The organism is Mangrovimonas sp. TPBH4 (genome assembly GCF_001280505.1).
Lineage (GTDB): Bacteria > Bacteroidota > Bacteroidia > Flavobacteriales > Flavobacteriaceae > Mangrovimonas_A.
Genome location: NZ_LBIO01000040.1, coordinates 313,344 through 332,605, shown reverse-complemented (window position 1 = coordinate 332,605; position 19,262 = coordinate 313,344). Strand labels below are relative to the sequence as shown.

The window sequence follows — 19,262 nt, the reverse complement described above, 5'->3', positions numbered from 1 at the left end:
CAAAAAATTCAAATATAAAAGGCCTAATTCTATGGTGGGAAAAACGACGAGTTCTTTATAATGTTCTGATTGTTGGGGCGTCTGTTTTTTCAATATATAGTTATTGAGATTACCCCATGAGAAGCATTCTAGGGGAGGATGTCATCGTTAAGGACGCTATAGTTTTTGTTATTGGGGCTAATTTGTGCTATACTTTAAGTTGGTTGTTGGAGATGGTTTATCAAGGGTTTCATGATGGTGTTAAATATTCAAGCCATAGAGTCAGGTGGGCGCTTTTTATTTTAGGAAGTATGTTTTCTATGGTTTGGACCAACTACTATTTTGTTATAGGATTTGATGTTTTATTTGCATATTAGAGTTTAAGTTTCTTTCTTACGTAAGAAATTACAATCAACCACACCCCATTATTACATGACCAACTATATACTTATTGCTGCCTTTTCCTATCCTTCGGAGTTGGCGGTGGCCAAAACTTTACTTGAAGAGAACGATATACCTTATCAGGTTAGGGACGAACTTACGGTTCAGGTCCATAATTTTATTTCCAATGCCATTGGAGGTATTCGATTGGAAGTTCCCGAGGTTCATGCCCAGGAGGCGATTGATATCCTTGTTAATTTAGGATATCGAAAATTTTTAATCCATGATGGGGAGCTGAGCGAAGAGCAGCGTTTAATGGGGCAAAAAGTGACCAGTCTTTTAAAAATTACCATTGGCATTGTGTTTATTTTGGTATTCGTTTTTTTAGTTTGGGTAGCCATCATTTTTGTAAGCAAATAGCTTATGCAAAAACCTTGTTGCCCATATTGTAAAAGTGAGGATGTTTCAAAACCTTACTTCTCCAAAAAAGCCTTTGCGATTTCATTTCTTTTGCTGGGCTTTCCTTTGCTATTAAAAAAGAAGGACCGTTGGTGCTTTGACTGCTCCAAAGAATTTAGATTGAAATAGGAAATTTATGATTGGACTGATATTACTTGTAGTGGTTGCTTTGTTCTTTTGGAGTTTGGAGGCGTTAACATCGTCTAGTGCACTTATTGAAGATGACGGAGATAATAATTCTTCGGAGTCTATCCAATCAGATTCATTTATCGAGGCTGGGGTTGCATCTACAAATGCTCTGACTTTGTCTGATGAGAAAACAAAAGAAGGATCTCTTGTTTCTGCTGAAGAAGCGGATGCGCAACTAGCGGCCATAGCAATTGCAGCCCGAAACGTTACACCTACAGTTATAAGTCCTAAAACGGAATCCTCGCCTAAGGAAGAAGTGTCCCCTAAAGAAACATTAGGTTCTGAAGTAGTGTTGACATCCGGTTTTGAGAATGGGAGGTATCGTGTGTTTCAAGAATATGTTATTGCTGGCAAGCACTACACTTATGGGTTTCCAAAAGCTAATTGCCCAGATAAAAGGGTTTGGGTAGGAATTGGCAAACTGGAATTGGAGCGTATATCTATAAAGGAGACTAAAAGACGACTTAAAGGAAGGCCCATCCCTGTACTAGTTTATTACCGCAATGGATTTGATAGGGATTTTAGCGTGCTGGATGAAACCTATGAAGAAGATGATGATTTCGAGTTTGATTTTGACGATTCCGATGATGACTTTGAATTTGATTTTGGGTATGATGACTATGATTCCGATGATGTTGGAGGCTATGATGACTTTGGAGGCGGGGATAGTTATGGCGGTGGCTACAGTGACTACGGTGGCGGTTATAGCGATTATGGTGGTGGCTACGCAGATTCCGGAGGTTTTGATGGTGTGGCTGACTAGTTGTTTTCTTTTTAATTCACTTTAAAATTATTGACTAATTAGTGTATGAGTTATAAGAAAGTATTTGTTTATTTGGGATTATGTAGTTTACTGTTTTATGCGATTCTTCATGCTTTTTTTGGTAAGCATGTAAAATTCTATTTAATTGAGCATGAGCTTCAAAAGATTAATCAAGACTCTTTAGGTAAATATTATCAGTTGTTTTATTTAACAAGAACAGATTATAGTTTTGATGAAGAAGACTTTAATTCTTTTTTGGCTGGAAAAAATGATGTGTTGAGGGAGCAACTTATTAAAGCAGACATTAAGTTGAATTCGGGTGTTGAATCAAAAGCATTAAAGGTGTTTAAAGGTTTTTATCATATAGGTCCAGATGGAATAGATGACAATGCCTCTTATGTACCTCTCAAAGGAGGTGATATTTTATGGAATAAGGACGGGGATTTATTGCTGTCGCCTAATGATTATTATGATTTTCAGTTTGATGAGATGTATGGAATTGATGATAACTATAGCCTGTTTAAACTAGGAAGACTAAACCCTAATGTTATTTTAGGAAACTCTTTGGAATGTAAAGGTAGAGCGAGGATTAAATTGGATACAACGGAGTATGAGCCAGGAAGAATAACTAGTAAAGATGGAGTGTTTGATTTGGTAAACATTAAGGGAGATAAGAAGACTCTAGATATTTTGTTGAAGGATTCTAAAATTTTGGAGGCATCCAAAAAATATAAACATATATACGTGGAGTTTAGATACAAACCAATTGAGAATTTTTTTTGTGATTAAGGAGTTATGTAACAGTTAAAACCTCTCCAACACACTTAACACGTCTTTTTTATAGCTACGGCTGATGGACAGGGCCTTGTTTTGAACGATGATTTCGTCGTTGGTAAAGGAGGCAATGTGTTTGATGGCGATGATGTAGGACCGGTGGATGCGCAAAAATTTCTCTGCGGGTAGTTTGGCTTCAATAGCGCTAATGGTTTCGCGGGTGACGATGGTTTGGTGGCCCAGATGTATTTTTAGGTAGTCGCTATAGCTTTCAATATAGGTAATGGCTTCAAAATCTATTTTTATCATGCGTCTGTCGGCCCTAACAAACATAAAGTTGGGTACTTCTGTTGGTGCTGATGGGCTAGGATTGTTTTGGGTATGGGTTTCAAAATAGTTGTTGACGGCCTTTAGTAACCTGTCAAAGGAAATGGGCTTTAGAAGGTAATCAACAGCCTGGAGCTCGAAGCCTTCTACGGCATAGTCCCTATAGGCGGTGGTAAAGATGATCTTGATGTTTTTGTTGATGGACTTGGCAAAGGCAATCCCTGATATCTCAGGCATGTTGATGTCCAGAAACACCACATCTACTTCCTGCTCACGAATGCACTGAAAGGCCTCTATGGCGCTGCTGCAACTGGCCACCACGTTTATATTGGGGATTTTGGACAGGTGGGTCTGGATGACTTCCCTGGCAATGGCTTCGTCATCTACAATGATACAGGATATGGTGTTTTGGTTGTGCACGTGCTAGTGTAACTGTAGTTGTAACTGCACCTTAAAAATATCACTTTCATTTTGGATATGCAGGGTGTAGTTGTCTTTATACAATAAATTAAGTCGTTTTTTGATGTTTTCCAGTCCGATGCCTTTTTTGGAGGAGGTATGCCCTTTTTTGTGGGTGTTGTCTATGTTGAAATGCAGGGTTTGGCCCTGGCATTCCAAATGGATGTTGATATGGAGCTTGCCTTGGTGGAGGGAGCCGTGCTTAAAGCTGTTTTCTACAAAGGGTACCAATACCATGGGGGCCATGGTGAGGGTTTCGGGGATGTTGTTGTTGGTGAACTGCAGCTTCAGGGTTTCGTTGAAGCGCATTTCCTCTAAGGCAATATAGTCTTTAATGTGTTCTATTTCTTCTGTTAGCAATACGAAAGGTTTGTCGGCCTGATACAGCAAATAATCCAAGAGGTTGGAGAGCTTTAGGATCATTTCTGGGGTTTCTTCGGCCTTCCTAAGGGCAAAACCGTATAGGGTGTTGAGGGTATTGAACAGAAAGTGGGGGTGGATTTGCATTTTAAGGTACTGCAGTTCCTGTTCCTTGAGCTTTAGTTGGGTTTCTAGAATTTGGGTTTGGAGCTTTTTGGTTCTTTCGGCATGTTCCAAATTGAGCTGCAAGAGTTTGTAGGCGCTTACCAAAATGACAATTAAATACACGCCAGAAGTTACCAGGATGATGTTTTTGGTAACGGGGTTCATCTCGTTGTAATTGAAGTGGGCCAGATAGATCAAGCTAAAGAAAATGGAGAGCATGATGAGGTAGCCGGAAATGATGAGCGTATAGCAGCTATAAAGGGCAAATTTGCCATAACGCTTGGGAATTAAATACTCTGGAATGAGTTTGTAAATGGACACGTAGGTGGTGGCGATGGTAATGGGCATTAAAAAGGCCGAAAACAAGAGGGCGTTGTGGAAATCCTTGCTTTGTGAGCCAAAGAAATAGGTAAAGAACAGCAGGACCAAGCACCAAAATAGGAGGTGCTTAAGGCTGCGCGCCAAGGCTTTTAAAAGGATTTGTTTTGAAAGGAGGCTGCTCATCACCCTACAATGATACAACACTTTTTGGCAGGATGGTTGCTTTTGTAGACGGATGACCAATTTAGCAGGGGATTCGACCTGCGGTTATATTGGGAGCTAATTTGGTTGTTCGTCGCATTTTGGATTATCTTGTGCCTGTATGGCGTAAGTTTGGGGTGTAATTATTCAAAAAACGAACGTTATGAACCTTTTAGCAATGTATGTTTTCAGTCGCTTTTTAATCTTTGGCTCTATTGTAGATCGCTTTAATGAAGGTGGTCCGCTTATGATGTCACTTATTTTAATCTGTTTTGTGATGTCGCTGTTCTTTTTGGCGAGAGGCTTTATGGGCTTGAAAGGCCATTTGGAGCAGTCGCAAAAAATGCTGCGGTTGGCTATCGATAGCAGCCTGTTGGGCTTGGTGGTTGGCTTTATGGGCTCCATTATTGGTTTGATAATGGCCTTTGATTCCATTGAAGCCATGGGCGATGCCGAACCTGCTATTTTTGCTGGTGGCCTAAAGGTGTCCTTGCTTACGGCTACTTTTGGCCTGTTTACCTTTGTGGTTTGCCGATTGGGGATTTTGGTGTTGAGAGGTTTGATTGCCAACCAAGAGCCTAAGGCATAAACTGCTTGTCTTCACTTTGTTTTAATTAGAGCTTCTTTATTGTTTATGAGAATTTTTGAAATCCTCCTGTTGGCGGCAGTCACCCTATTGCCTTTTGTGAAGCGTCCTTTGTTGCGCCGTATCCATGCCGATTATCTCTTATTGTTTTTAGGTTTGTTGTTGGCCTAGCACTTGATTGTGGAAGGGTGGCGCTGGCAGATGGTTCCGGCCTATGTGTTGTTGGTTCTTGTAGCGTGGCGGCTGAAGGCAGTGGATGGTTTTGCCCCTGTTAAGTTCTCGTGGCTTCGAGGTCTTGGGTATGTTTTGTTGTGTTTGTTGTTGGTAATAGGATGGGTGCTGCCTATGGTATTGCCGGTGTTTTCGTTACCAGAGCCGAAAGGTTCCTATCAAGTGGGGACGGCCTTGATTTATGAGCAGACCGATAGGGACGAAGAAATTACCGAAGACCCCAATGATAAAAGGGAACTGTTGTATAAGATTTGGTACCCCAGTGAGGCGGATATCACGAATATGAAAGCAGAACCTTATGTGGACCAGGCAAGCAGGGCGGGGTTTGCTACCAAATACGGCTTGCCGCCAGCGGCCTTGGATTATTTGGATAAGGTGCAGACGTATGTGTATCCCGGGATTTCGGTGGCCAATGGACGCTTTCCTGTGTTGTTGTTTTCGCACGGGTATGGCTCGAAGGCCACAGGGTATTATGCTTTGTTGACGGAGTTGGCCAGTCAAGGATATATTGTTGTGAATATGAACCATACTTATGAAAGTTTGGGGGTGAGCTTTCCGGATGGACACTCTGCTTCTTTTGATTATGACTACCAAAGAAGGATTTCGGCCAATGCCATGGAGACTATAGAACCGATTGCGAACGCCTTTAAACAAGGATTGAATTATGAGGAGCGGCATCCTGTTGTTAGGGAAGCTATCAAGGATTATTTTGAAGGCGCTATTCAAGAGCGTTGGGCTCAGGATATGATAGGCACCATAGATTTATTGGAGGAATGGAATGCCAAAGGACCACTAAAAGGAGCCTTGGATTTGGAACGGCTTGGGGTTTTTGGGCATTCGGTAGGAGGTGGTGCGGCAGGGAAGGTGGCCATGAACGACAAGCGCATAAAAGCAGCGGCCAATTTGGATGGGATTCAGTGGGGGACCATGATAGACAGCAGTTACCATGTACCGTATCTCTATCTTTCTGCCGATTGGCCTGCAGAGCATGAAGATATCAATGCCCATGTGTACGCGCATAAGAGTCAAGATTTGTTTTATGAATGCAAACTCCGGCAGTCCGGACATCCCAATTTTATGGACATTCCGTTTATGGTGCCCGTGCCTGCGCTTGCTGGCACTGGAACTATAGATCCTTATGAAGGCATGGAGATAAGCAGTTCGCTTGTCGCGTCTTTTTTTGATACCCATTTAAAGCAGTTGTCCGATACTGAGCCTGAAAAGCTTAGTGTTGTTTATGACTTGTTGGAACTGCGGGTTTATGAGGGAGGAGAAGAACGATAAGTTGTTTTTAGACTAAAAAGTTATTTGGGTTTGTTTATTTTTAGGTCGAAATGAAAGGGTAAGGTTCGTTTTTACACTTTTATAGATTTGCCCTATCATCTCTTAAATTTACTTAGCTAATGGAAATTTGTATCTCCACCAAACGAATTCTTTTATCCTTATGTGTGTTGGCTTTTTTATTACAGTCTTGCAACACAGCCATCAAAACCAATGCAGATGAATTGGAGTTAGTGAGCCTGCCCGATGGGTCCATTGCCTTGTTGAACAGTGATAGCTCCATCAGCTTTGATGAGGGATTTGAGGAGCGTGCCATTACCCAAACAGGAGAAGTGTTTTATATTGTGGAGAAGGGCGCGGTGCCGTTTACGGTAACCACCGAATATGGTATGGTTGAGGTATTGGGAACGGAGTTTAATGTAAAAGCCACAGTGGAAGCCTTGGAAGTGGAGGTTGAAAGAGGCCTTGTGCAACTAAAAACAAGCCAGGTTGCAAAGGATATTAAGCGAGGTCAAAAAGCTTTCGTAAGGGATCTCAAAAAGGGAGTTGAATTGGGTAAGGCTGAATTTAAACACCAACACTGGACCAAGCGGCTTTCCAAAGATTTGAGGGCCTTAAAAAGAGAATTGAAAAAAGGAGGCAAGCAATTACAAAAGGAGTCTCGTAAGATTGGAAAGGATCTTAAAAAGGAATTGAAAAAGATAAAGTAAGTATTTTGTATATAAATTGATTTTAAATCTTTTACCTTAAACTTTGGATTTTTCATGCCGTGAATAATTCCTGTGATGAAAGCAGATAGAACCAAAACACTATTGAATATTGCTCCTTGGAGCAGAAGTAGGAAAAGGAGTTGTGACTGGAAACGAGGCGATTGATGTTTCCAATTACCCAAATGGGATGTACTTTATTCAATTGGAAAATGGAGAAATTCTAAAATTTATCAAGAATTAAGGAAGTTTTACTTTTCAAAATCTAAAAAGCCTATCAAATTATTTGATAGGCTTTTTTGTGGCTTAGTTTGTCTTTGGATACCATGAGATAAGTAAATAAAATAGTACAGACCCTTATGCCTCCCGAATTTAGGTTGATACTTTTTTATGTTGTTTATTAATAGGTGATTAGTGGAGCGGCTGATTTTATTTTCCAACAAATTTTTAAAAAGTTACTCGTTTTAAATTGTGGATTATATATTTTTCATGCATTTTTTTTGCAAAATTCATTTTTTAAAGCGAAGTTTATTGACCCTAAGCTAACATTTCTTTTTACTAACTAAAGCGCCCATTGACCACAGATTGTTCTGATAAATCACTTTGGAGCCAATTAAAGGAAGGTTCCACCCTTGCTCTAGGTACCTTGTACGATAGGTATGTGGATGAGCTATATTTGTATGGGTGCAAGATCAGTTCTAAGGACGCTGTGGTGAAGGATAGTATTCACGATTTGTTTTTGGATCTTTATAAATACCGTAAAAACCTTTCGGAAACCGATAGTGTAAAATTCTATTTGTTGCGGGCGCTCAAGAATAAAATCTTAAAAAATCCAGAATTCAAAAAATCCCAAAGCCAAGAAGTTTATACCCTCAACAAGGATTATGGAAGGCAAAAGGAACAATCTATTGAAGATCTGGTAATCTTGGATGAAATTAGCAAGGAGAATTCCAGCAAATTGATGCAGGCCTTAAACCTACTTCCCAAAAGGCAAAAGCAAGGTGTCATCCTAAAATTTATTCAGAATAAAAATTACGAGGAGATTGCAGATATCATGAATGTGAATGTGGAAACCTCAAGAACCATTATTTACAGAGGCTTGAAATCTCTTAGAAAAGCCTTCTTGTTACTGTGTGTATTATTGATGATTTCATAATACGAAAACATTGTAATATCCTAAAAACGTATTTTTTAGTGCTTTTTTTTAAAAATTCCTAAATTTTTCTGTCTATAAATTATCAATGTCAGACTTTATGTAATAAAGACCCTTGAGTTTTTTATATAAAGTATTATGACAGAATTCCATAAAAAAGCACCTGTAGACTCCTTTTCGGAAGACGAAAAATATCAGCTTAAAAAACGCATTTTTAAGTCGGTACATCAGTACAAACGAAAACGTTTGATGGCTAGAGTGTCAATTGCCGCTTCTTTAATAATTGGTTTGGGCATTGGTGCCAAAACTGTATTCTTTACAACCGATAAACAAGTGGGGACTTATACCAAATTGGCCAAAAGTTTGGAGGTAGATTCTATTTCAGAGGTAAGTTTGGTGTTGCAGGAACGCACCATTTCGGTAGGTGAAGAGGATCAGGTGATTTCCTATAACAAGCAATCCAACAAAATTACCATTGGAAATGATAAAAGTGTAGAAAAAGATATGGCTTCTGTAATGAACACCTTAGTAGTGCCATATGGAAGACGTACCGAATTACAATTGTCCGACGGGACCAAAATTTGGGTGAATTCTGGATCTAAATTGATTTACCCATCAGAATTCAAGGAAGACACAAGAACGGTTTATTTGGAAGGGGAAGCAGCCTTTGATGTGGCTCATGACAAGGAGCATCCATTTATTGTACTTACAGAAGGTCAAGAAATAGAAGTGTTGGGTACCGTTTTTAACGTGAGCAGTTATGCCGATGAACCTTCTGTAAATACAGCACTTCAAAGTGGAAAGGTTAAAATTAGCTACCACAAACCAGGCTTACTTACAAAAACAGAATCGGTAACCTTGTTGCCAGGCAACGTGGCCTCCTACAGCAGGCATAAAAAGTCAATTGTTACCAAGGCGGATGCCGATATCAAAAAATACTTTTTGTGGAAAGATGGCTTGATCGTCTTTAAAAATGACAACCTAGGGTATATACTTAATAGGCTGTCCAAATATTACAATGTGGATATTCAAATTGATGATGAGGAACTAAAGAGCCAAAAATTCTCAGGGTACTTGGATTTGAAGGATAGTGTAGGGCAAGTGCTGGAATTGATTAAGCAGTCTACCGATTTTGAGTACGATACAAAAAACGGAACATCTATTTACGTACATAATAACACTAAAACAGAAATGCCTATGAAATAGTGTCTCATAAAAAAACCGAAAGATGCGCCAACATCTTCCGGTATACTTAATATCACTTAGTCAGTAATACTAATTAACTAATACAACAAAATTATGAATAAAAATCATTTTGCTCCACTGTTGCGGGGAGAAATACTGATATTCAGAAAATACATCATTATTTTTATGAAGATATTTTTGCTAACACTGGTTTTTGGGCTTACAAGTGCCTTTGCCAATACCACTTTCGCACAGAAAATAGATATTAACAAAACTAATGTGCCCATTGAAGAGTTGTTCAATGATATTCAGAAAAAGAGCGAGTATGTCTTTTTTTACAATGATGAAATTCTGCAACGCAATTATAAAATTTCAGTTCAGCTCAAAGGGGCTTCCATAGAAGAAATCCTAAATATCGCCTTTGGCAAGTATCCATTGGAGTATAGTATCAACGAACGTCAAGTAGTGGTTAAGGAAAAAGCTTCTGAAGCCGTTATCGAAGAGACTACAAAAACCAAAGCCGTTCAAAAACTTGCCATTTCAGGAACTGTAACCGATAAATCTGGGATGCCACTTCTTGGAGCCAATATTATTGAAAAAGGCACAAGCAATGGAACCTCTACAGATTTTGATGGAAATTTCACCCTCGATGTGAATCCTGGCGCTACCTTACATATTTCTTATGTGGGATTTGTACCTCAGGAAATTGTGGTAGGCAACCAAACCGTTTTCAATATTGCCTTGGAGGAGGACGCTGCTGCCCTAGAAGAAGTAGTGGTAGTAGGGTATGGGGTACAACGAAAAAGTGACCTTACCGGAGCGGTAGCCCAAGTAAAATCGGAAGATTTGGAAAACAGAACGGTTATCAATACCCAGCAGGCTTTACAGGGTAAGGCAGCAGGGGTGCAGGTGGTACAGACCTCTGGAGCCCCGGGTGCTACGGCGTCCATTAGAATTCGTGGATATAGTTCCAATTCAGGATCCGATCCATTGTTTGTGGTGGATGGATTAAGAACCCAGGATATTGGAGCCATCGATCCTAATAATATTGAAAGTATTGAGATTTTGAAAGATGCAGCCTCGGCGGCCATTTATGGTGCGCAGGCTGGTAATGGAGTTGTCCTTATTACCACCAAAAAAGGGAAGTCCGGAATTGGGAGAATGGACTACAGCTTTCAATATGCTATTAATGAGCTGAGCAATGTTCCGGATGTAATGAATGCCGAGCAGTATGTGAATTATATGACCGAAGGAAATATCATTACCCCTGGAGAAATTGACAACTTATACGACGGCGTTACCGATACCGATTGGGTAGATGTGGCTTTTGAAACTTCCTTGATGCAAAAACACAATCTTGGTTTCCAAAATGGAAATGACCGCGGGTCTTACTATTTGGCACTGTCGTATTTAGACCAGGATGGGATTGTAAAAGGGGATAGCGATGTATATACCCGCGTTACGGGAATGATCAATGGGGATTATAAAATCAACGATTGGTTAAAGGTGGGAACTACCAATACCATTGAAAAATGGGAGAGCCAATTTGTTTCTGAAAACTCTGAGTATGGAAGCCTTTTGGCTGCCGTGTTGACCATGGATCCATTAACACCAAATCTATACGCTCCAGATGAAATTCCTTTGTTTATGCAAAATCTATTGGACAATGGCAAAGTATTGCTTACCAATGAGAATGGAGATTACTATGGAATTTCCCAAATTTTTGAATCGGAGCAAGTGCATCCGGGAATCATGAGGGACAATTCCCTGAACAAGAATGATGGAGGTAATATCCTAGGGACAATGTTTGCCGATATTACACCATTTAAAGGTTTTACCTTTACTTCCAAACTAGGGTACCGAGGAGGTTTTACCAACAACTATTCCTTTGGCGATATTTATTATGCCAATGCTGTGACTTACAGGGATAAGATTAATCTTAGCAGAACTACTTCCAACAATATCTATTACCAATGGGAGAACTTTATGAACTATATGTTCAACATAAAGGATCATAATTTTACTGCCCTGTTGGGGACTTCATATCAACATAATGAAACGACTTCGGTTAATGGTGGGGCCGATGAAATTACGCGTAATGACCCTGCATATTGGGATTTGGATTATATCACGGATTCTGCAACGCGTACGGTAGGAGGAAACAGTTTTTATACTCGCCAATTATCTTACTTTGGAAGGTTGAGTTATAACTATTTGGAGAAATACCTGTTCCAGGCCTCTGTAAGACGTGATGCCAGTGATACCTCCTTTTTACCAGCAGACAATCGTTGGGGAACGTTCCCTTCCTTTTCTGCAGGATATGTCATTACCAAGGAAGAATTCTTTCCAGAAGTAAAACATTTAGACTTCTTTAAAATAAGAGCCAGTTGGGGGCAAAATGGTAGTACCGGTCCATTAGGTAACTTTGCCTACCGTGCAGCCATTGGGTCTACGTCCAGTTATCCATTTTCAAATGCCTTGGTATATCAAGTGGCTTCATCACCTTCAACCTTGAACAATGATGATTTAACCTGGGAAACTTCAGAGCAATTGGATATTGGTTTCGACATTCGTGCCTTTAATAACCGATTGACCATTTCGTATGATTATTTCCAAAAGAAAACCGAAGATCTCTTAGTTGCCATTACACCGCCTTACGAAACTGGTGTAGGATCAACTGTGGTGAATGCCGGTAATGTTAGCAATGATGGTATTGAGATTGAATTGGGATGGAACGACCTTATTGGTGATGAATTTTCATATGGTATTCGAGGAAACCTAGCTACCTTGAACAATAAGGTAACCTATTTGGATCCTAGTATTTCAAGGATTTCAGGAGCTTCCTACCATACCAACCAAGGCATTACTGCTTTTGAGGAAGGTTACCCAGTATGGTACTTTAGAGGGTATCAATTGGAGGATATCGATAATGCAACTGGGGATCCAATTTTTAAGGATCAGTTGACAATTGATACCGATGGAGATGGAACACCAGATATGGCCGACGGTATTATAAACGATGATGATAAAACTTCCATCGGAAGTGCAATCCCAGATTTTACCTATGGTATTACCTTAACGGCTAGCTACAAGGGATTTGATTTTACAGCCTTTGGAGCAGGATCTGAAGGGAATGATATTTTCAATGCTTTAACCCGTACAGACAGACCTAGAGGAAATAAATTGACAACCTTTTATGACGACCGTTGGACACTGGATAATCCAACAGCATCCAGACCTAGGCCTAACGCTAATGGCGAGGACAAGTATTGGATAAGTGATGCCGCTATTTTCGATGGGTCTTATTTTAAGATCAAGCAGCTGCAGCTAGGGTATTCGTTGCCAAAGTCTTTGTTGGACAAAACATTTATCAATAACTGTAGATTTTACGGGTCTTTGGAAGACTGGTTCGTGTTCACTAAATATCCTGGAATGGATCCTGAAGCCTCTGCCGGAGCCGTGTCCAGCTTAGGGGTTGACAAAGGGTCTTATCCAATTTCAAGAAAGGCAGTGCTAGGAGTCAACATAACTTTTTAAACCAATGATTATGAATACAAAATATATTTACACATACAAACGCCTCTTTTTGCTGATGATAGCGGTGGCCTTTTTGGGCTGTGAGTCTGATTTGGATATCGAGCAACAGGGGGTGACCAGTTCTGAGAATTTTTACCAGACCGATGATGATGCATTAGAGGCTATAGCGGCCGTTTACGATTCGTGGAGAAGCTCTTTATACACACAGTATTTTTTGAAAAACCTCTTATCTGATGATATCCATTGTGGGGGAGGTGCTAGAGGGGATAATTCGCAATTTGAACAGCTCAATGAATACAATTTCACGCCTGCCAATACTTCAGTAAGTGATTTGTTTGCCAATTATTACAATGTCATCTATTTGTCCAATTTGGTGATCAATCGTTTGGGGCCTGATACGGAAATAAGACAACGTGCCGTAGCGGAGGCTCATGCTATTAGAGGTGCTGTGTATTTTGATTTAATTACCCTTTGGGGTGAGGTGCCCTATGTAATTAGTGAGCTTTCTCCACAGGAATATCAACAACCCAATGGATCCCTTGCAGAGTTATGGACCTTGGTAGAAGACGATTTGACTTATGCTATAGATAGTGGAATGTTGCCAAGCAAAGGAAGCGAGCAAGATATGGCCGAACCAGCAAGATTAACGGTGGAGGCCGCCAAGGCGTTCTATGGAAAAGCCCTGTTGTTTCAAGAAAAATATGCCGAATCGGCCACTGTTTTAAAGGAAGTGATCAATTCGGGGAGCTTTCAGCTGTATCCCACTTTTGACGATGTACTTCGCGAGGTTTCGGATTTTTCTTCTGAATCGGTTTTCGAATATAATTCCTTAAATGATGCCGCCAATCCATGGACACAAGGAAATTTGTTGTGGGGTATCATGCATGGATGGAGAAGTGATAAATTGAATCTGTTTGGCTATTTCGGTGGATTGCACCCTATTTATCCTGCAGGTTGGGGCTTTGCTAACCCAACGGCAGATCTGTACAATGCTTTTGTAGAAATGGAAGGGCCTCAAGGGGTAAGATTGCAAGGGACTATGAAAACTTACTATGAACTTTTAGGGATGTACATTGTGCTTAACGAAGGAAGCAGTGTGTATGGAAATGAGGGGTATTTTAACTGGAAACATAGATATCTGGGGTCTGAAGTTATTGAAACGTCTTATGGTTTTACTACGACGGCCAATATTAGAGTGATGCGATATGCCGAAGTATTGCTAATGGCCTCTGAGGCTTGTTTGCAATCGGGAGATAATGCGAGTGCTCTTCAATATATCAATGAGGTAAGGTCTCGTGTTGAATTGCCAGCTTTAGGGGCAGTGACCATGCAGGATATTAAGAATGAAAAGCGTTTGGAACTGTGTTTTGAAGGCGTGCGTTACCAAGATTTGGTGCGTTGGGGAGATACCGATGCCCTTTCGGAAAGAGGACATGAAATTCCAATTTTTAGTGGCCTTAATACGGATGGCTCTTTCAATGTAACCTATCCTTACAGCAATCCTAGTTATGGATTCCAAGATAAGCACAATTTGTTGCCGTTCCCTGAACACGAAATGAATGTTAACCAAAATATTAACCAGAATCCTGGGTGGTAAGCTCCCAAAATTCAAACTAAAACAATAACAATGAACAAACTATTTTTAGCACTGTTACTACTTTTTACAAGTATGTCAATATCGGCACAACAAGCCTTGTTTGGAGGTGCCGAAATCGTGTCGCCAGAGGTACATGACAATGGGACGGTGACCTTTAGGGTTATGGCGCCGGAAGCAAATAATGTGCAGCTTGTGGGTGATTGGATGCCTATGGATGGCTGGGTAAGGAAGCCCCAAGCCATGACTAAGGATGACAAAGGCCTATGGACCCTTACTACGGCCACCTTATCACCCGATTTATACAGTTACAATATTGTTGTAGATGGCGTAAAAACCACCGATCCTAGTAATGTGTATATGATTCGCGATGTGAGCTCTGTATTCAGTGTCTTTATTGTGGGAGGCGGAAAAGCCGATTTATATAAGGTAAACAATGTGCCTCATGGAACGGTGGCCAAACGTTGGTACGATTCTCCTGGGAATAATATGAAGCGACGTTTGACGGTTTACACGCCGGCCGGTTATGAAACCAGTAAAAAAGACTATCCAGTATTCTACTTATTGCATGGGATGGGTGGCGATGAAGAAGCTTGGATTGCTTTGGGTAGAACGGCCCAAATTATGGACAACCTTATCGCGCAAGGAAAAGCAGAGCCTATGATTGTAGTGATGACTAACGGAAATGTGGCACAACAAGCGGCACCGGGAGAATCGGCAAAAGGCCTTTACAAACCAACCATGCGCTTAGATCATACCATGGATGGTAAAATGGAAGAGACCTTTAAGGATGTCATGACCTTTGTGGAAAGCAATTACCGCGTTAAAAAAGGTATGGACAATACGGCTATTGCAGGCTTGTCTATGGGTGGATTTCACTCGTTGCATATTTCCAGATCCTATCCAAAAACTTTTGGATATGTAGGCTTGTTTTCTGCAGCAGTAAAACCAATGGAAGGCACGACTTCAAAATTTTATGAAGACATGATGACTTCTATAAAAGCGCAAAACAAAAACGGTTTAAAATTGTACTGGATTGGTATGGGGAAAACAGATTTCTTATACCAGGGTATGGTAGAATATCGCAAGGAATTGGATGCCATTAATATGTCGTACGAATATCACGAAAGTGAAGGAGGGCATACTTGGACCAACTGGAGAGACTATTTAAGCATTTTTGCCACAAGACTGTTTAAATAATTGCTAGGAGAATGAAAAAGATATTTGGATTAGTTATATGTATCTTTCTTGCTCAGCTCGGTCACGCTCAGTGGCCGGGTATGGGGAAGGTTGAATACAAATCGATGCCCAGTAAAATCCTAAAAAAGGATCGGGAATATGCAATTTATTTACCTAGGGATTACAAAACCAATACCGATAAGAAATACCCAGTACTCTACTTGTTGCACGGTGGGGGAGGCAGTCATACCGATTGGCCTAAACAAGGCAGTTTGGAAGGTGTGGCCAACCAGCTGATAACCTCGGATGCGGCAACCGAAATGATCATCGTATGTCCAGAAGCAGGAAAGGATTTTATGAATTACTTCAACAACCCCGATTGGAGGTATGAAGATTATTTCTTTGAAGAATTGATCCCTTATATCGAAAGCAATTACCGTGTGATTGCCGATAGACAACATAGAGCGATTGCAGGATTGTCTATGGGAGGTGGCGGGTCGGCCGTATATGCGGTGCACCACCCTGAAAAATTCTCTTCGGTGTATATTATGAGTGCCTACTTAAAGCGCCAAACAGAATTGTTTTGGATCGATTTTAATGAACCTACCCAGAAGAAGATCCATCAGTTGGTTGAAGACAATAACCCTATGGATTATTTAAAAACTGTGGATGCATCAAAGCTGGCACAGGTTAAGGAACTCAAGTGGTTTATCGATTGTGGGGATGACGATTTTACCTTCGGCCCAAATATGGAATTTGTAACTGTTCTTAGGGAATTGCAAATTCCGTATCAATTGCGCATCCGCGATGGTAACCACACTTGGGATTATTGGCATTCGGCCCTGTATTTGGCCCTGCCTTATGTGTCTAACTTTTTCAGAAGCTAGAAAGAGGAAATTTAAATAGGATAATCAAAACTAACATATCAATCATTGCTTTGATGCTTCAGAAATGAAGGTGTCATGGGATGAAATTGTCAAATAATTAAACTAAAAAACCAATGAAAACGAAATTGATACCATTGTTTTTCGGTGCCATGGCACTAATGGGATGTGGAGATAAAGAAACGCAGGAAGCACCCGCAAAACCTACCGTGGATGTAGATGCCATGATAGGCAAAATGAGCTTGGAGCAAAAGGCAAAACTTGTGGTGGGAACAGGAATGGATTTTCATATTCCAGATTCTATCTTAAGCAAAATGCCAAAACCTCCGGTAGATCCAGATACCGCTTATGCGGATATGGTAAAGCGAATTAGAACCTATTTGCCTGGCGCAGCAGGGAACACTTCTGAATATCCAGAAATAGGCATTACTACCCAAGTGTTGGCCGATGGACCTGCAGGTTTGCGTATTTCTCCAACAAGAAAGGATGATGATAATACCTATTACTGTACAGCATTCCCAATTGCTACGGTTTTGGCGTCTACTTGGGATACCGAATTGGTAAACGAAGTGGGTAAAACCATGGGGAAAGAAGTCTTGGAATATGGTGCCGATGTACTATTGGCGCCAGGGATGAACATTCAAAGAGATCCATTGTGTGGACGTAACTTCGAGTACTATTCCGAAGATCCTTTGGTAACTGGTAAAATGGCTGCGGCTATGGTGAACGGGATTCAGTCCAACGGTGTTGGGACTTCTGTAAAGCACTTTGCTGCCAATAACCAAGAAACCAATCGTATGTCCACCAATACGGTAGTAAGCGAACGTGCTCTTCGTGAAATTTACTTGAAAGGGTTTGAAATTGCCGTTAAGGAGTCGCAACCTTGGACCGTGATGTCTGCCTATAATAAAATCAATGGGCAATATGTGTCTGAAAGCAAAGATTTGTTGACCAATATTTTAAGAGAAGATTGGGGCTTTGAAGGTTATGTAATGACCGATTGGGGTGGTGGAAGTGATATTGTTACCCAAATGGAAGCTGGTAATGATTTGATCATGCCGGGGCAAAAAGAGCAAATTGAAACGTTGATCAAAGCTGTTGAAGAGAACAAAATGGATGAGGCTATTTTGGATAAAAACATCAAGAGAATTTTGGAAATCATGGTGAAAACACCACGATTCAAGGGGTATGATGTGTCTGGAAAACCAAACTTGAAAAAACATGCAGAGGTAACTAGACAAGCAGCTACTGATGGGATGGTGCTTTTGGAAAATAAAGACAATACTTTGCCTTTGACGGATGTTAAAAAAGTAGCGGTTTTTGGAACTACATCTTACGATTTCATTTCAGGAGGTACCGGTAGTGGCGATGTAAATGAAGCCTATACCATATCACTTATTGACGGTTTGAAAAATGGCGGGTTCCAAATCAACGATGCGCTTCAAACTACCTACGAGGCCTATATTAAGGATGCTAGAGCTAAACAAGGAAAGCCAGACAATTGGTTAGCGGCCATTATGGGAGCTAAGGATCCTGTGGCTGAAATGCCTATCAAGGCTCAGGACGTTTCAAAAGCAGCTGAAAGTTCAGAAATCGCTTTGATTACTATTGGAAGAAATTCTGGTGAAGGTGGAGATCGTAAGCCTGAGGCTGGAGATTTCTACTTAACCAATACCGAAAAACAATTAATTGCAGAGGTTACCAAAACCTTCCATGCGGCGGGCAAAAAGGCCATCGTAGTATTGAATGTAGGTGGTGTGGTTGAAACCAAGAGCTGGGCACAGATTCCAGATGCAGTATTGTGTGCATGGCAACCAGGACAGGAAGCTGGAAATTCGGTAGTGGACGTAATTTCTGGAAAAGTAAATCCTTCTGGGAAATTGGCGATCTCCTTCCCTGTAAAATATGAAGATGCGCCTTCTTCAAAATCTTTCCCTGGATATTCTATTGAAGGAGAAACAGGAGACGAGGAAGATCTTTCAGGATTTTCATTTATGAGAAGAGTGCCTTGGGAAACTGTTTATGAAGAAGATATTTATGTTGGATATCGTTACTACAACACCTTTGAGGTACCAGTAGCCTATGAGTTTGGTTACGGACTTTCCTATACCAATTTTGAGTATTCCAATATGGAAGTTGACAAACAAACATTTACCGATGAATTATTGGTGTCTGTAACGGTGAAGAATACGGGAACAGTAGCAGGAAGAGAAGTAGTGCAGCTGTACTTAAGTGCTCCTACTGTGATATTGGAAAAACCAGAGCAAGAGTTGGTAGCTTTTGGTAAAACTAAAATGTTGGCTCCAGGTGCTACTGAGACCCTTCATTTTGTATTAAGAACCAAAGATTTGGCATCTTTTGATGTGGCACGTTCTAGTTGGATTGTTGAGGCAGGAGACTACGAGTTGAAAGTAGGTGCTTCTTCTACAAAAATCAATGGTACGGCCAAGTTCAATGTAGCTCAAGAGATTTTAGGGGATAAAGTGCATAAAGCATTAGTACCTCAGGCAGACTTTAAAAAACTAAGCAGAAACTAGGCTAACAAAG

Annotated in this window: 18 protein-coding genes; 16 read left to right on the top strand and 2 right to left on the bottom strand. The window is 40.6% G+C overall.

Annotation, left to right across the window (positions count from 1 at the left end):
* Positions 1–116 precede the first annotated feature (116 nt).
* From ZA05_RS05420 to ZA05_RS05405, 4 genes are all read left to right on the top strand, one after another.
* On the top strand, positions 117–356 hold the full coding sequence (locus tag ZA05_RS05420) for a hypothetical protein (RefSeq protein ID WP_053990655.1): 240 nt from the start codon (positions 117–119) through the stop codon (positions 354–356).
* A gap of 55 nt (positions 357–411) precedes the next feature.
* Positions 412–780 carry a putative signal transducing protein gene (locus ZA05_RS05415; protein WP_053990654.1) on the top strand — a complete coding sequence of 123 codons (369 nt, stop codon included), beginning with the start codon at positions 412–414 and terminating at the stop codon, positions 778–780.
* 175 nt (positions 781–955) lie between these two features.
* Positions 956–1,771 (top strand): hypothetical protein, encoded by an 816-nt coding sequence (locus tag ZA05_RS05410; RefSeq protein ID WP_053990653.1) that lies wholly within the window; start codon positions 956–958, stop codon positions 1,769–1,771.
* Between the two features lie 45 nt (positions 1,772–1,816).
* The gene (locus ZA05_RS05405) at positions 1,817–2,560 is read left to right on the top strand and encodes a hypothetical protein (RefSeq protein ID WP_053990652.1); all 744 of its coding nucleotides are present in this window, start codon (positions 1,817–1,819) and stop codon (positions 2,558–2,560) included.
* A 15-nt stretch (positions 2,561–2,575) separates the two neighbouring features.
* Here ZA05_RS05405 and ZA05_RS05400 read toward each other — a convergent pair whose 3' ends face one another.
* A complete protein-coding gene (locus ZA05_RS05400) occupies positions 2,576–3,292 on the bottom strand; it encodes a LytTR family DNA-binding domain-containing protein (protein WP_053990651.1) in 717 nt (238 codons plus the stop codon).
* 3 nt (positions 3,293–3,295) lie between these two features.
* Entirely contained in the window at positions 3,296–4,360 is a 1,065-nt protein-coding gene (locus tag ZA05_RS05395; RefSeq protein WP_053990650.1) for a sensor histidine kinase, read from the bottom strand.
* A 181-nt stretch (positions 4,361–4,541) separates the two neighbouring features.
* Between ZA05_RS05395 and ZA05_RS05390 the strand changes: the two genes are divergently transcribed.
* From ZA05_RS05390 to ZA05_RS05345, 12 genes are all read left to right on the top strand, one after another.
* Positions 4,542–4,967 (top strand): MotA/TolQ/ExbB proton channel family protein, encoded by a 426-nt coding sequence (locus tag ZA05_RS05390; protein ID WP_053990649.1) that lies wholly within the window; start codon positions 4,542–4,544, stop codon positions 4,965–4,967.
* Between the two features lie 45 nt (positions 4,968–5,012).
* Complete coding sequence (locus ZA05_RS18530) at positions 5,013–5,135, top strand: hypothetical protein (RefSeq protein ID WP_255350052.1); 123 nt, start codon at positions 5,013–5,015, stop codon at positions 5,133–5,135.
* 9 nt (positions 5,136–5,144) lie between these two features.
* Positions 5,145–6,479 carry a hypothetical protein gene (locus tag ZA05_RS05385; protein WP_157514537.1) on the top strand — a complete coding sequence of 445 codons (1,335 nt, stop codon included), beginning with the start codon at positions 5,145–5,147 and terminating at the stop codon, positions 6,477–6,479.
* A 119-nt stretch (positions 6,480–6,598) separates the two neighbouring features.
* Positions 6,599–7,186, top strand: a complete 588-nt coding sequence (locus tag ZA05_RS05380) for a FecR family protein (protein ID WP_053990647.1) — start codon at positions 6,599–6,601, stop codon at positions 7,184–7,186.
* 109 nt (positions 7,187–7,295) lie between these two features.
* Complete coding sequence (locus ZA05_RS18180) at positions 7,296–7,427, top strand: T9SS type A sorting domain-containing protein (protein WP_197276050.1); 132 nt, start codon at positions 7,296–7,298, stop codon at positions 7,425–7,427.
* Between the two features lie 330 nt (positions 7,428–7,757).
* Entirely contained in the window at positions 7,758–8,339 is a 582-nt protein-coding gene (locus tag ZA05_RS05375; RefSeq protein ID WP_053990646.1) for an RNA polymerase sigma factor, read from the top strand.
* 135 nt (positions 8,340–8,474) lie between these two features.
* The gene (locus tag ZA05_RS05370) at positions 8,475–9,542 is read left to right on the top strand and encodes a FecR family protein (RefSeq protein ID WP_053990645.1); all 1,068 of its coding nucleotides are present in this window, start codon (positions 8,475–8,477) and stop codon (positions 9,540–9,542) included.
* Positions 9,543–9,707: 165 nt separating this feature from the next.
* On the top strand, positions 9,708–13,058 hold the full coding sequence (locus ZA05_RS05365; protein WP_082333692.1) for a TonB-dependent receptor: 3,351 nt from the start codon (positions 9,708–9,710) through the stop codon (positions 13,056–13,058).
* A gap of 10 nt (positions 13,059–13,068) precedes the next feature.
* Positions 13,069–14,655 (top strand): RagB/SusD family nutrient uptake outer membrane protein, encoded by a 1,587-nt coding sequence (locus ZA05_RS05360; protein WP_197276049.1) that lies wholly within the window; start codon positions 13,069–13,071, stop codon positions 14,653–14,655.
* Positions 14,656–14,685: 30 nt separating this feature from the next.
* Positions 14,686–15,852, top strand: coding sequence for an esterase (locus ZA05_RS05355; RefSeq protein ID WP_053990643.1), 1,167 nt, complete (start codon positions 14,686–14,688; stop codon positions 15,850–15,852).
* A gap of 11 nt (positions 15,853–15,863) precedes the next feature.
* A complete protein-coding gene (locus ZA05_RS05350; protein WP_082333687.1) occupies positions 15,864–16,718 on the top strand; it encodes an esterase family protein in 855 nt (284 codons plus the stop codon).
* Positions 16,719–16,831: 113 nt separating this feature from the next.
* Positions 16,832–19,252, top strand: coding sequence for a glycoside hydrolase family 3 protein (locus ZA05_RS05345; protein ID WP_053990641.1), 2,421 nt, complete (start codon positions 16,832–16,834; stop codon positions 19,250–19,252).
* The last annotated feature ends 10 nt before the right edge of the window (positions 19,253–19,262 follow it).

What these genes read in the sequence shown, in the direction of transcription:
- ZA05_RS05390 (WP_053990649.1), top strand. Translation starts at nt 4,542, where the DNA reads ATGAACCTTTTAGCAATGTATGTTTTCAGTCGCTTTTTAATCTTTGGC.
- ZA05_RS05380 (WP_053990647.1), top strand. Translation starts at nt 6,599, where the DNA reads ATGGAAATTTGTATCTCCACCAAACGAATTCTTTTATCCTTATGTGTG.
- ZA05_RS05405 (WP_053990652.1), top strand. Translation starts at nt 1,817, where the DNA reads ATGAGTTATAAGAAAGTATTTGTTTATTTGGGATTATGTAGTTTACTG.
- ZA05_RS05355 (WP_053990643.1), top strand. Translation starts at nt 14,686, where the DNA reads ATGAACAAACTATTTTTAGCACTGTTACTACTTTTTACAAGTATGTCA.
- ZA05_RS05345 (WP_053990641.1), top strand. Translation starts at nt 16,832, where the DNA reads ATGAAAACGAAATTGATACCATTGTTTTTCGGTGCCATGGCACTAATG.
- ZA05_RS05410 (WP_053990653.1), top strand. Translation starts at nt 956, where the DNA reads ATGATTGGACTGATATTACTTGTAGTGGTTGCTTTGTTCTTTTGGAGT.
- ZA05_RS05370 (WP_053990645.1), top strand. Translation starts at nt 8,475, where the DNA reads ATGACAGAATTCCATAAAAAAGCACCTGTAGACTCCTTTTCGGAAGAC.
- ZA05_RS05395 (WP_053990650.1), bottom strand. Translation starts at nt 4,360, where the DNA reads ATGAGCAGCCTCCTTTCAAAACAAATCCTTTTAAAAGCCTTGGCGCGC.
- ZA05_RS05415 (WP_053990654.1), top strand. Translation starts at nt 412, where the DNA reads ATGACCAACTATATACTTATTGCTGCCTTTTCCTATCCTTCGGAGTTG.
- ZA05_RS05350 (WP_082333687.1), top strand. Translation starts at nt 15,864, where the DNA reads ATGAAAAAGATATTTGGATTAGTTATATGTATCTTTCTTGCTCAGCTC.
- ZA05_RS18530 (WP_255350052.1), top strand. Translation starts at nt 5,013, where the DNA reads ATGAGAATTTTTGAAATCCTCCTGTTGGCGGCAGTCACCCTATTGCCT.
- ZA05_RS05365 (WP_082333692.1), top strand. Translation starts at nt 9,708, where the DNA reads ATGAAGATATTTTTGCTAACACTGGTTTTTGGGCTTACAAGTGCCTTT.
- ZA05_RS05360 (WP_197276049.1), top strand. Translation starts at nt 13,069, where the DNA reads ATGAATACAAAATATATTTACACATACAAACGCCTCTTTTTGCTGATG.
- ZA05_RS05420 (WP_053990655.1), top strand. Translation starts at nt 117, where the DNA reads ATGAGAAGCATTCTAGGGGAGGATGTCATCGTTAAGGACGCTATAGTT.